This is a genomic window from Paenibacillus zanthoxyli JH29 (genome assembly GCF_000520715.1).
Taxonomy (GTDB): domain Bacteria; phylum Bacillota; class Bacilli; order Paenibacillales; family Paenibacillaceae; genus Paenibacillus_AQ; species Paenibacillus_AQ zanthoxyli.
This window is the reverse complement of sequence record NZ_ASSD01000684.1, coordinates 1-12243: the sequence shown is the minus strand read 5'-3', so window position 1 is coordinate 12243 and position 12243 is coordinate 1. Positions and strand designations below refer to the sequence as shown.

Sequence of the window (12243 nt, the reverse complement as noted above, 5' to 3'; positions counted from 1 at the left end):
ATCCTTGGCGCTTCGGCGGTAGTCGGACCGGAAGAAGGCGAGGGGCCGCTCGCTTCGGATTTCGACTTTGTGTACGATAATCTGAAGATGGATGAGAAGACCTGGGAGAAAGCGGAGCGCCGGCTGTTTGAAAAGGCGATCCGTCTGGCCTTGATCAATGCGGGAATTAAGCAGGAGGACTTGGAGTTCTTCGTGGGCGGCGATCTGATGAACCAGATTATCAGCGCTTCTTTCGCGGCCAAAAAGCTCGGTACTCCGTATCTCGGCGTATTCGGCGCCTGCTCCACCTCCATGGAAAGCTTGGCGGTCGCATCCATGATCGTGGATGCCGGAGGAGCGAAATATGCGCTGGCCGGAACCGCGAGCCATAACTGTACGGTAGAGAAGCAATTCCGCTATCCCACCGAATACGGCTCGCAAAAGCCGCCGACAGCACAGTACACCGTTACGGGCTCCGGCTGCGCGGTTGTCACCCGGAATGACGGAACCCAGACCGGTCCGTTTGTCACTGCCGCAACCATTGGCAAAGTTATGGATTTTGATATTAAAGATCCTTTTAACATGGGTTCTGCCATGGCTCCCGCCGCGGCGGATACGATCACGGCGCATTTTCGCGATACGGGGTTGTCTCCGGGTTATTACGATTTGATCGTAACCGGCGATCTTGCCTCAGTCGGATTGCCCATAACCAAGGAACTGCTGGCTAAAGAAGGCATTCCGATGGAACAGACCGAATTTACCGACTGCGGCCTGCTGATCTACGACCGGGAAAGACAGAAGTATGTCATCGCGGGAGGCAGCGGGTGCGGCTGTTCGGCGACCGTCACCTATGGGCATATCATGAAACGGATGAAAAAAGGACAACTGAAGCGCGTTCTCGTCGTTGCCACGGGAGCGCTGCTCTCGCCGCTAACGTATCAGCAGAGTGAAAGCATTCCCTGTATTGCGCATGCGGTTGCGCTGGAGAGCGGAGGTGAGCAAGCATGATTTATATGTGGGCATTTCTGGTTGGCGGCCTGATCTGTGTAATCGGCCAGCTGTTGTTGGATGTGGTTAAGCTCACTCCGGCGCATACGATGAGCACGCTCGTGGTCGCCGGAGCGATCGCGGATGCGGTCGGAATATACGATCCGCTCGTCAAGTTCGCCGGCGCGGGCGCATCCATACCGATTACCAGCTTCGGCAACTCGCTGGTGCACGGCGCGCTTACCGAGCTGCAGCAGGTTGGCTGGATCGGTGTAGTCACAGGCATCTTCAACATTACTAGCGCCGGGATATCAGCGGCGATCGTGTTTTCTTTTCTGGCTGCGCTGGTTGTGCGGCCAAAAGGCTGACTGCCCCGCGAAGAACCCGCCGGATGATTTCGGCGGGTTCTTTTTACAAAGTCTGCCTCGTTAGCGGCCCCGCTGAAGCTTGCTTTTGATCCGCATAGCTTTGTTCAGGTGGACGAAATTATGCCGTGTCGCGGGCATCAGCATCAAGCCGCCTATCGTTTTTCCGCTCCAGTAGTCGGCCAGCCAGCCTGCTTTTTCCGTAACCGCCCCTTGATCCCGGACAGCCTTGATCCGGCCCGCATCCACTTTCTGTCTGAATTGTCCCGGCGCAAGAGTTGCTATAATTTCATTTGTCCTCCGCCCGACAGCCCGCCGATAAGCGAGTAGACCCTCAATCCCGATTTCCGCGCTCAGCTCCGTCATTTCTCCTTCGGTCATCTCGTTGCCGGAATGAAGGAACCGGATATTCAGTCCCTGCGGCATTCCGTCTGTATCCAGAACCTGCCCCGTCCCGGCGACCAGTATGTTCATGGTGATATCTTCGATCCTGGCGCTGTGCCACAGATGCCAAACGATGGAATTCCGCGTATCGGGAGAGTGAACCGGATAGCATCTCAGCGTCTCCTCCCGGGTGTTTTTCAAAAGCGAACCATCATAACCCCCAGTGACACCCGCTTCTCCGTCAGCCGCATACAACGGACCGCGCAGCCGCAGCAGCAGAGAGACGGACTCGTGATGCTCACCCGGTATGAGAATCTTGGCCGTCAGCTGTTTGTGATCTTCATTCCACGCCTTGCGTTGTTCTGCGTTCATACAAGCCCCCCCAAAGCTTTGATCGAAATATTGTCAATATAATGATTCTTTCAATATTATGGAAATCCTGCCGCACAGCCCGGAATATGGACCGCTTCATCAAAGATTATTTGCAGATAAAACGGACATTCCGTATCTATGCACTCGTCTTAACCGTTTTCATAATCGCACCGAATGTACTTTGTCCCTCTTAATCATGTAAAATAGTAAGTATACTGTTTATTTTGATTTAGGAGGTTTTACTTTATATGCCCGTAAGCCACGAATCCATGCAAATCGTAAATGCTGTCCGCGCCAATCTGGAATCCTGTATTCTAGGAAAAACGTTTGAAATAGAGCTGCTTCTGACTGCATTGCTTGCAGGCGGCCATGTCCTGATCGAAGATGTTCCGGGAACGGGCAAAACCCAGCTGATCCGCGCGCTGGCTAAATCCATCTCCGGAGACTACCGCCGGATTCAGTGCAATCCGGACATTCTCCCAAGCGATATTACCGGCGTATCGGTGTATCATCCCCGGGATGAGATGTTCCACTTCCGTCCGGGACCCGTAATGACAAATATCCTGCTTGCCGACGAAATCAATAGAGCAACGACCAAGACGCAATCCGCCCTGCTGGAGGTCATGGAGGAGCGCAACGTAACGGTGGATGGGGAGACCTATGAGCTTCCGCATCCGTTCATGCTGTGCGCCACGCAGAACCCGATCGATTTTGAAGGTACGTACACGCTGCCCGAAGCGCAGCTCGACCGCTTCATGCTGCGAATCAGCCTTGGTTATCCCGATGCGGCCACGGAAAGAAATCTGCTCCTGACCCATCAGGAAGGCCAGCCGGTGAATAAGCTTCAGCCGGTAGCGGGGATGGAAAGAATAGCATCCATTCAAGAGGAAATCCGCGAGGTATATATCAGCGAGCCGGTTCTAAGCTATCTGCTGGATATTGTCCGCAGCACCAGAGAGCATCCGCTGGTCCTGCTCGGCGCCAGCCCCCGTGCGGCGCTGTCTTATATGATGGCATGCAAGGCCTTGGCCTTCATGCGGGAGCGTGATTATGTGCTGCCGGATGATGTGAAGTCGCTGGCGCCATACACGCTTGGCCACCGAATCCTGCTGCGTCCCGAATCCCGGCTGGACAACGTCAGCGCGGATACTCTGCTGAACAATCTTCTGCAAAGTATCCAGGTGCCCGTGACCATGAGGCAATAAGATGAGACGCTATTTGTCCGCAGCCGCCGTGAGGCTGCCGACCAAGCTGGCCGGTATTGCCGCGGTTTGGTGTGTTACCCTGCTGTATGTGCTGTTTCAAGGCGGCAAAACGTCATTCATGCTGTTCATTATGGTGTCGGTTCTGATGGGATATCTGCTCGCCGGCGGATTTACCGGAGTGCGTAAAGCCCGGGGCGCCCGCACCCTTTTCACCGAAGGAGAGAAGTCCGATTTGCTGTATGCCGGAGGCCACCTGCGCGTCAAGCTCGAAATAGCGCTCCCCGGTCTTCTGCCGATTCCCTTTGTTGTTGTCCGTGAAATGCTCAAAAGGCATAATGGAGAGTCCTGGATTTTTGAGGAAAGCCTGGTTCCGAATTTTAAAGGCCAGGGGGAACTCAGATTCCAGACGCCGCCGCTGGAACGGGGCCGCTATTCTTTTTCCGAGACGGGAATTTCCAGCGAAGATATTTTCGGACTGGTGGAGCACAAAGGAAGCTTTCTCGCGCAGGGACAGTTCCGGGTGCTGCCGCGTGTCGTCCACATCCCCAGATGGGTGCTGTACGAACGGAATTCGCGGCTTTCCGGGCCACAGGTTTCGCTGGCTCAATCCCGGCGGGAGACGACGCAGATCAACGGCGTCCGCGATTACGTGTACGGCGACCGCTTAAGCCGTATTCACTGGAATGCGACGGCCAAGACCGGGGTATGGAAATCCAAGGAATTCGAGCATGAATCGCTGCCCAAAACGATGATTATTCTCGATGCAACCGCCTCGGCTTACGCCTCTTCCGCGCAGTTCGAGCTTGCCGTCTCGGCAGCGGCCTCCCTGCTTGGGTTCGGCGTACGGGAACGGATAGGCATCGGTCTGTGCTGTCTTGACAAAAATACTAAAGTATTCGCCCCTGCGGAGAGCTCTGCGGAGCGGCAGAAGATGGTTCAATATCTGATCGACATCAACGGGGAGGGCAGAGGGCCGCTTGTTCCCCGGCTGGAAAAAGGATTCCGCATGTTTCCAAAAGGAGTCTACTTCGTGCTGATCAGCCCGCAGACGGGTGGAAATGTATTGCAGACACTGCAGTGGGCCGAGAGAAGAGGCATGACCCCCTGTCACATCCATATACTGAACCCTGCGGGTCCGCAGCGCGGCGATGAATGGTCCCGCGAACTTAAGTCTCGCGGGACCATGGGGCACAGAGTAAGCTCGCTTAGCGAGTTGCCCGCAGCGCTTGGAGGGGATGGACGATGAAGAACTGGTGGAACCTAATGAAATCGTCCTGGCACCGGTCTTTTAGTCTGCTGTGGTTGATCATCATAGCTTTGCAGTGGCTTTCTTTCACCGAGCCGATCTGGCTGCAGCAGACGAGCGCTGCGGTATTGATCTCGCTGGCGGCCGCGGCAGTTATTGAAATTTTGCTGCCGATTTCCATCCTGTACCGCATTCTAATTGAAGCGGCAGCGGTTCTGTATATCGTATACCGGACCCTTCAATATTACGGACTTTATATCCCATATCCTTCGGCGCCGCTGGACGAACGGCTGGCCGATGCTTTATCGCAGATGACGCCGTATCTCTGGTTCGCTCTCGGAGGTTGGGCGATTATGCTGTCGGCCTCCTTGCTGGTGACGACCAAGAGCCGTATTTTGCTGTTTCTCGGCATGAATATCGCTGCATTCGCGGCACTGGACTCTTTCACGCCCTCGGTGCTCTGGCAGGAAGTCGCCTGGACAGTGTTCGCCGGGTTGGGCTGGCTGGTGAGCAATCATTTAAAGAGCTTTCAGCTGCGTTATCCCCGGGGCTGGAAATATCTAATTGACTATCCGCTAAAAATATCAGTGAATATCGCCGTTATTTTTGCGCTGGTCATTCTTACCGGGGTGAATGCGCCAGCGGTTAAACCTACGCTAACTGATCCGTATACGGCTTGGAGGGAATGGAACGGCGGCAGTGCGCCGCAAGTTAATAATGCGGACGATACCGGAACCGAAACAAGCGGCACAGGCTCGTCCGGGACGGCTTCCGGATACAGCCTCAATGATAATAATCTTGGAGGAGGCTTCGCTTTTGACTACTCTCCGGTGATGTCGGTCACCTCGAATTCGCGCATTTATATGCGCGGGGAGACAAGAAGCGTATATTCGGGTACGGGATGGAGCGACAGCCTCCGCCGCAAACAAGGCAGCCTGGAGCCGGCGGAGGCAGGAGAGGCGCTGGAGAACGACTATGCGTCGTCTACCAAGGCTCAGGAGCTGCAGTATACCGTCCGCATGCTCAGCAATAACCGATACCCGGTGCTCTTCGGTGCCTATTCCATTTCCAGAATCGATTCTATTAATGGTGAAAGAGAAGCCGGCGGGTTGTCGTGGCGCAGCAGGGACGGCGAATTGTTGATTGACGGAGCCGAGTCCGTCCCATACCCGAAGTCGTATGTACTGACTTCCGAGCTGCCCGTCGTTCCGGTTCAGGAACTGAGCGCAAAGACATTTTCCGACCTGTATGGCGGAAAGGATATTCCGAATCAGTTCCTGCAGCTTCCCAATAATTTTCCTGCAAGAGTGCGGAATCTGGCCCGCGAAATTACGTCTCAGGCGCAGACGCCGTATGAAAAGACGATGCTTCTGCAACAATATTTACAAGAAACATTTTCGTACACCAATGAACCCGATCTGTCCCTCAAAAAAAGCAAGGATTTTGTGGAAGGCTTTCTGTTTGAGATTAAAGAAGGCTACTGTGACTATTATTCCACGGCTCTTGTGACCATGGCCCGTTCACTGAATATTCCGGCCCGTTGGGTTAAGGGCTATGCTCCGGGAGAACAGGCCCAGCTTCCCGACAGCCTTGCCATGCGGCAGGGAGAGGCCGTGAACAACAACTATACGATTACCAACGCTGATGCCCATTCCTGGGCTGAGGTATACTTCGGGGAATACGGCTGGATTCCGGTTGAGGCGACGCCCGGCTTCAATGCCCCGCTGCTGACGCAAAGCGAGTCCGATCCTAAGCCCGAAGCATCCGAAGCTCCGGACGTGAATACGCAGGACGAAGAACAGGCGGCAGGTACGGGTTCTGAAGAAAACAGCTTGTCCGTGGGAACATGGGTCGTTGCCGCAGCCGCAGTTATTGTCGCCGGCTGGGCGGCGTTCCTGCTGTGGCAGCACCGGTCAGCCCTTCGCTTTCTGCTACAGAGAATCCGCAGCGGACGGCCGCTGTCTTCCGCCGAGAAGATTGTGGCCGAGACGGAGCGCTGGATAGCGTTCATGCGCCGGAAAGGCTTCTCCAGAGACAAGCATGAGACGCTTAGGGAATCGGTTTCCCGGTGGAGAGACGAGCGTCCGGGAGCGTCGGACAGTCTATCGGCGCTGCTCGGCTGGTTCGAGAAGGCAAAATACAGTCCTGAAGTAATTGAAGACAAAGACTGGCAAGCCGTGTATACTGAAACTTTGCGGCTGCGCAAGAGTCTGAAGCTGACGAAATGAACGGCGGATAGCCGGCGATTTCTCTATCTAACAATCATTTCCGAAGAGTAAAGATTATGATATAGTTTTTCGTATGAAATCGAGGTGAACGTATGTTTGAAAGGCTTGTCCCCAAGCTGCGGGTAAATACGGTATTCGATATTAATCTCGAAGATCTGTATTTGCAGGGTTATAGGGGCATTATTACCGATCTGGACAACACGCTGGTCGGCGCCAAGGCGCCGCTGGCTACGCCGGAGCTGGTGCTGTGGTTCGACAAAGTGAAGCAGCTCGGCTTTAAGCTGGTGATCGTGTCCAATAATAATATGAACCGGGTATCGCGATTTGCGGCGCCGCTGAATATCGAATTTGTTCACAGGGCGCGCAAACCGAGCAATGCCCCTTTTCATAAGGCTATGAAGCTGATGAATCTGGAACCGGAGAAGACGATCGTGGTTGGAGACCAGATGCTTACCGACGTATATGGAGGCAACCGGCTGGGTCTGTTTACCGTTCTGGTGCTGCCGATCTCCCTAGAGGATGAAGGACTTGGCACCCGAATCAACCGCCGGATCGAGCAGATTGCGCTGACCAGATTACGCAAACGAGGATTGTGGCATGAGGAGGAACAACAGGAATGAACGAACAGACTGAACGGCAGCGGCCCATAAGCTGCAGCGGCTGCGGCGTTAAGCTGCAGACCGTGCACCGGGACCAGCCGGGATATATGCCGGAAGCGGCTTATGACCGTGATCCTGTCATCTGCCAGCGGTGCTTCCGCATTAAGAATTATAACGAGGTCTCCTCGGTCTCCGTGGACCAGGACGAATTTCTGCGTCTGCTCTCCGGAATCGGGGAAAGAAACGCGCTTGTCGTCCATATTGTCGATCTTTTTGACTTCGAAGGCAGCCTTATCTCCGGACTGCAGCGGTTTGTCGGCAGCAATCCCGTCATTCTGGCCGTGAACAAATGCGATCTGCTGCCCAAGGTGACCAACTGGAATAAGCTGCGCAATTGGGTTCAGCAGCGCTGCAAAGAGCTTGGACTGAGAACTGCGGAAATCGTACTTTGCAGCGCCAAACGGGGACAGGGCTTCGACCGGCTGCTCGATTCGGTGTCTTCGCTTCGCGGCCGGCGCGATGTGTATGTTGTAGGCGCAACCAATGTGGGCAAGTCGACGCTGATCAATCGGCTCATTTCGGATTATAGCGATCTGGAGCAGGAGCTGACGACGTCCCGGTACCCCGGCACGACGCTGGACAGCGTCAAGATTCCGCTTGACGACGGCCATTTCATCATTGACACACCGGGGATCGTCTATCCTTGGCGGTACAGCGAATTGGTTGAGCGTCAGGATCTGGATGCGGTTATGCCCGCGAAGCCGCTCAAGCCTGCGGTGTACCAGTTGAACTCGGGACAGACGCTCTTTTTCGGCGGCTTAGGCCGGTTCGATTTCGTGCAGGGCGAACATCAGTCATTCACCTGCTTCATCAGCGGTAGCCTCAAGATTCACCGCACCAAGCTGGAGCGGGCCGACGATTTGTACCGCGATCACCGCGGTGAAATGCTGTCCCCGCCTGCATCTGGCGACGTGGATAAGCTTCCGGCCTGGCAGCGGCACGAATTCAGAATAGCCAGAGGAAGCCGCAGCGATGTCTTCATCTCCGGCCTGGGCTGGATCAAATTGAACGGAACGGAAGGCGCGGTTGTGGCTGTCCATGTCCCTCGCGGCGTGAAGGTGCTGGTTCGCCCTTCGCTGATCTAGATAGAAGGAGGACAATGATGACGGCTTCAACGGAAACCTGGTCTTCGGCGAGCGGAAGTATTCTTTTAGGGGTTATAGGATGCCCCATTTCACATTCCAAATCGCCCGTCATGCATAACGCGGGCCTGCAGGCGCTTGGTATCCCGGGAGCTTATGTTCCCTTGCACGTCAACCCCGATAAAGTTGGAGAGACGATCCGGGCCATACGGACACTGAATTTTCGGGGGATCAACGTGACCATTCCGCATAAATTGGCAGTGATTGAGCATCTGGATAGAGTGGACCCGGCAGCGGAGGCCATTGGGGCGGTCAACACGATTGTTAACGACAACGGGATTTTGACCGGCTACAATACCGACGGAATCGGATATGTGCGCTCGCTGAAATCGGAAGCGATCTCCGATCTCTCCGGACGCCGGATTACGGTTATTGGTGCAGGCGGCGCGGCAAGGGGCATCATCGACGCGCTGCTTCAGGAGAATCCGGCGTCGGTTCTTATTGTTAACCGCGATGAGGAAAAGGCGAAACGGCTTGCGGGAAGCTGGAGCAGCCGGGGCGATATCAAGGGTATTGGATTGGATCAGATTCGGAGTTACATCGGCGGTACGGATATTCTGATCAATACAACCTCGGTAGGAATGCATCCCAGTGTGGACGAAATGCCCGTAGACCCGGATATCATTCCGGAAGGAATCGTGGTCAGCGATCTGATCTACAACCCGCTGCATACCCGTCTTCTGCTGGAAAGCCGCAAACGCCGGGGCTGCATTATTCACGGCGGCGTGGGGATGTTCCTGTATCAAGGGGCCTACGCTCTCGAATACTGGACGGGAATGCCCGCTCCGATCGATGTGATGCGTGAGGCTCTGCTGAGCAGTCTAGGCGCCGATGAGCCATCAGGAAGCAAATAGATTTTAGGATAATCGGGTAATAATAGTTCATAAATAAGGAGTATGCATACATGACGTTAACCGGCAAACAAAAGCGCTATCTTCGTTCGCTTGCCCATCACCTTGACCCCGTGTTTCAGGTCGGGAAGGGCGGCGTTAACGAGCATCTGATCCGTCATATCGAGGAGGCGATTGAAAAGCGCGAGCTGATGAAGGTCAGCGTGCTGAACAATTGCGCTGAAGATCCGAAGGAGATAGGCAGCGAGCTTGCGGAGCAATCCGGCTCCGAGCTTGTGCAGGTCATAGGCAAGACGATCATCTTGTACAAGGAATCCCGCGACAACAAGACGATTGAGCTGCCCAGATAAGATCAATATCCCGGAGCGGATTAGACGAAGGCGCTTCGATAAGTAAGCAGTACGTAGTCAGGGCCTCAGGCGAGAGAGGCAAATTTGCAAGGAGGTGGGAGTGTGAAGGTCGGCATTATGGGCGGAACCTTCGATCCCATTCATATTGGCCATATGCTGGTTGCGGAGACGGCCAGGGATGCCTTCGGGCTGGAACAGGTATGGTTCATGCCTTCGCATATCCCGCCGCATAAGCATGCGGCAGGAGCCTCCGGTGAGGCGAGGCTGGCTCTGGTGAGCGAGGCGATCAAGAACAATGGATCTTTCCGCATTCTCGATTGGGAGATTGTGCGCGGAGGAGTATCCTATACGATTGAAACGGTGCGGCAGCTGCAGGAGCGTTATCCGACCGAAGATTTTTATTTTATTATCGGAGCGGATATGGTGCAGTATTTGCCAAAATGGAAGGATATCGACGAACTGGTGCGGCGGCTTACCTTTGTCGGTGTGGGACGTCCGGGCAATTCTCTTAATCTTGGGACGCTTCCGGTCAATATCGCCGAGAAGGTGCTGCTGGCGGACATGCCGATGGTCGATATTTCGTCCACAATGATCCGGGAGCGGGCTGCATCCGGGAAGTCGATCCGGTATATGGTGCCTGAAGCGGTATACGACTACGTGCAAAGGAGTGAGTTGTATGGGGTTCAGCCGCGAAGCGCTAATTGAGTCGGTATCCTCGCAGATGCCGAAGAAGCGCTGGAAGCACACGCTGGGCGTGGTGGAATCGGCGGGAGCGCTTGCTAGGAAGTATGGCGGCGATCCGGAGCGTGCCGAGCTGGCGGCGCTATTGCATGATGTGGCCAAATATTGGCCGGTCGAACGCCAGCGCGAAATTATTGAACAGAATCACCTCTCGCCTGAACTGCTGTCCTATGACAAGCAGCTGTGGCACGCGGAGGTGGGGGCCTATGTGGCGGAAAAAGAGTACGGCATCACAGATACGGGTGTGCTTGATGCCATCCGCTACCATACTTCAGGCCGGGTCGGCATGACCCTGCTGGACAAAATCGTCTGTCTGGCTGATTATATTGAGCCGGGTCGGGATTTTCCAGGTGTCGACCGTATACGCAAACTTGCCGCTTCCAGTCTGGAAGAAGGGCTTATCGCCGGATTCGATTCTACGATCAGCCTGCTGCTGGAGAAGCGGCGGATTGTATTTCCGCTGACGGTAATGGCCAGAAACGATCTAGTAAAAATATTGGAGGAAAATGAATGACCATACAATCCGAAGAGCTGCTTCGGCTGACGCTTGAAGCAGTAGAAGATAAAAAAGCGATGAACGTCGTAGCCCTTGATTTGCGCGGCATTTCGCTGATCAGTGATTATTTCATTATCTGTCACGGCAACTCTGATACTCAGGTGCAAGCAATCGCTACCGAGGTTCGCAAGGTTGCGCAGGGAGCGGGGGCGGTTATCCGCGGCATAGAAGGAATGGATGCGGCGCGCTGGGTGCTGATGGATTTGGGCGATGTGGTCGTCCATATCTTCCACCGGGACGAGCGCGAATATTACAATATCGAGCGGCTGTGGTCCGACGCGAAGGTTGTGGAACCCGTATGAGCCTGATAGCCGGTAGCGTAGTAACGCTCGAAGTGGCGAGAGAGGTTTCACCCTACGGTTATTTCTTAAGCGCGGGCGATCAGGACGTGCTGCTGCATTATACGGAGCTTACGGATAAGGTCAAGCCGGGGGACAAGGTTGAAGTGTTCCTGTTCTACGATACGGAGGACCGTCTAGCGGCAACGATGAAGAAACCGTATCTCACGCTTGGCGAACTGGCCCTGCTGGAAGTGGCAGACGTTCATCCGCGGCTGGGCTGTTTTCTTGAAATGGGACTTGGGCGCCAGCTGCTTCTGCCCATCCGCGAGCTGCCTGAATTGAAGGAACTGCATCCGCAGGTGGGCGACCGTGTATTTGTCATTATGGAACATGACAAACAGGGACGGCTGCGGGCCAAGCTGGCGGGCGAACAGGAGCTTGCGCCGCTGACGTTCCCGGCCCCTTCCAGCTGGAAGGGGCAGTGGTTGAAGGCCCGGGTGTACAAGCCTCTCCAAATGGGTACTTTTGTCATTGTGGACGGGGGCGTACTCGGTTTCGGGGCAATCGGCATGATCCATTCCTCCGAACGGCCGAGGCTGCTTCGCTTGGGCGAGGAGTTCGAAGCTCGTGTAGCGTTCATTCGGGAGGACGGACGCGTCAACTTGTCCATGGCCCAGCGCAAGGAAGTGGGACGGGATATGGATTCCGCCAAGATTCTGGAATTTCTGCAGAATCGTCCGGGCGGCGGAATGCCTTATTCGGATGCGACGCCGCCGGATATTATCAAGCAGCGGTTCGGAATCAGCAAGGCGGCGTTCAAGCGTGCGCTCGGCAAGCTGATGAAGGAAGGTCTCATCACCCAGAAAGAGAGCTGGACGTATCTGGCGCAGGGAGATA

14 protein-coding genes are annotated in these 12243 nt (G+C 55.0%); 13 read left to right on the top strand and 1 reads right to left on the bottom strand.

Annotation, left to right across the window (positions count from 1 at the left end):
- Positions 1–987, top strand: a 987-nt coding sequence (spoVAD, locus tag L691_RS0126340) for a stage V sporulation protein AD (protein ID WP_025693187.1), incomplete at its 5' end; no start/stop codon positions are given.
- Positions 984–1334 carry a stage V sporulation protein AE gene (spoVAE, locus tag L691_RS0126335; RefSeq protein ID WP_025693186.1) on the top strand — a complete coding sequence of 117 codons (351 nt, stop codon included), beginning with the start codon at positions 984–986 and terminating at the stop codon, positions 1332–1334. The genes spoVAD and spoVAE, both read left to right, overlap by 4 nt.
- A 60-nt stretch (positions 1335–1394) precedes the next feature.
- Here the strand turns inward: spoVAE and L691_RS0126330 are convergent, their stop codons facing one another.
- Positions 1395–2087, bottom strand: coding sequence for a hypothetical protein (locus tag L691_RS0126330; protein ID WP_025693185.1), 693 nt, complete (start codon positions 2085–2087; stop codon positions 1395–1397).
- Positions 2088–2335: 248 nt separating this feature from the next.
- On the opposite strand from L691_RS0126330, the gene L691_RS0126325 reads away from it, so the two are divergent.
- From L691_RS0126325 to L691_RS0126275, 11 genes are all read left to right on the top strand, one after another.
- Positions 2336–3292, top strand: a complete 957-nt coding sequence (locus L691_RS0126325; RefSeq protein ID WP_025693184.1) for an AAA family ATPase — start codon at positions 2336–2338, stop codon at positions 3290–3292.
- Between the two features lies 1 nt (position 3293).
- Positions 3294–4538, top strand: coding sequence for a DUF58 domain-containing protein (locus tag L691_RS0126320; protein WP_025693183.1), 1245 nt, complete (start codon positions 3294–3296; stop codon positions 4536–4538).
- Positions 4535–6766, top strand: a complete 2232-nt coding sequence (locus tag L691_RS0126315; protein WP_025693182.1) for a transglutaminase TgpA family protein — start codon at positions 4535–4537, stop codon at positions 6764–6766. Before L691_RS0126320 ends, L691_RS0126315 begins: the two co-directional genes overlap by 4 nt.
- A 92-nt stretch (positions 6767–6858) precedes the next feature.
- Positions 6859–7386 (top strand): YqeG family HAD IIIA-type phosphatase, encoded by a 528-nt coding sequence (locus L691_RS0126310; RefSeq protein ID WP_025693181.1) that lies wholly within the window; start codon positions 6859–6861, stop codon positions 7384–7386.
- Positions 7383–8510 (top strand): ribosome biogenesis GTPase YqeH, encoded by a 1128-nt coding sequence (gene yqeH / locus L691_RS0126305; RefSeq protein WP_025693180.1) that lies wholly within the window; start codon positions 7383–7385, stop codon positions 8508–8510. The genes L691_RS0126310 and yqeH overlap by 4 nt, the downstream gene beginning before the upstream one ends.
- Before the next feature lie 17 nt (positions 8511–8527).
- On the top strand, positions 8528–9421 hold the full coding sequence (locus L691_RS0126300) for a shikimate dehydrogenase (RefSeq protein ID WP_025693179.1): 894 nt from the start codon (positions 8528–8530) through the stop codon (positions 9419–9421).
- Positions 9422–9471: 50 nt separating this feature from the next.
- Positions 9472–9768 (top strand): ribosome assembly RNA-binding protein YhbY, encoded by a 297-nt coding sequence (gene yhbY, locus L691_RS0126295; protein WP_025693178.1) that lies wholly within the window; start codon positions 9472–9474, stop codon positions 9766–9768.
- A gap of 102 nt (positions 9769–9870) precedes the next feature.
- Positions 9871–10473 carry a nicotinate-nucleotide adenylyltransferase gene (locus L691_RS0126290; RefSeq protein ID WP_025693177.1) on the top strand — a complete coding sequence of 201 codons (603 nt, stop codon included), beginning with the start codon at positions 9871–9873 and terminating at the stop codon, positions 10471–10473.
- On the top strand, positions 10445–11023 hold the full coding sequence (gene yqeK / locus L691_RS0126285) for a bis(5'-nucleosyl)-tetraphosphatase (symmetrical) YqeK (RefSeq protein ID WP_025693176.1): 579 nt from the start codon (positions 10445–10447) through the stop codon (positions 11021–11023). The genes L691_RS0126290 and yqeK overlap by 29 nt, the downstream gene beginning before the upstream one ends.
- Positions 11020–11367 carry a ribosome silencing factor gene (rsfS, locus tag L691_RS0126280; RefSeq protein ID WP_025693175.1) on the top strand — a complete coding sequence of 116 codons (348 nt, stop codon included), beginning with the start codon at positions 11020–11022 and terminating at the stop codon, positions 11365–11367. Before yqeK ends, rsfS begins: the two co-directional genes overlap by 4 nt.
- On the top strand, positions 11364–12243 hold an 880-nt coding region (locus L691_RS0126275), incomplete at its 3' end, for a CvfB family protein (RefSeq protein ID WP_025693174.1). The genes rsfS and L691_RS0126275, both read left to right, overlap by 4 nt.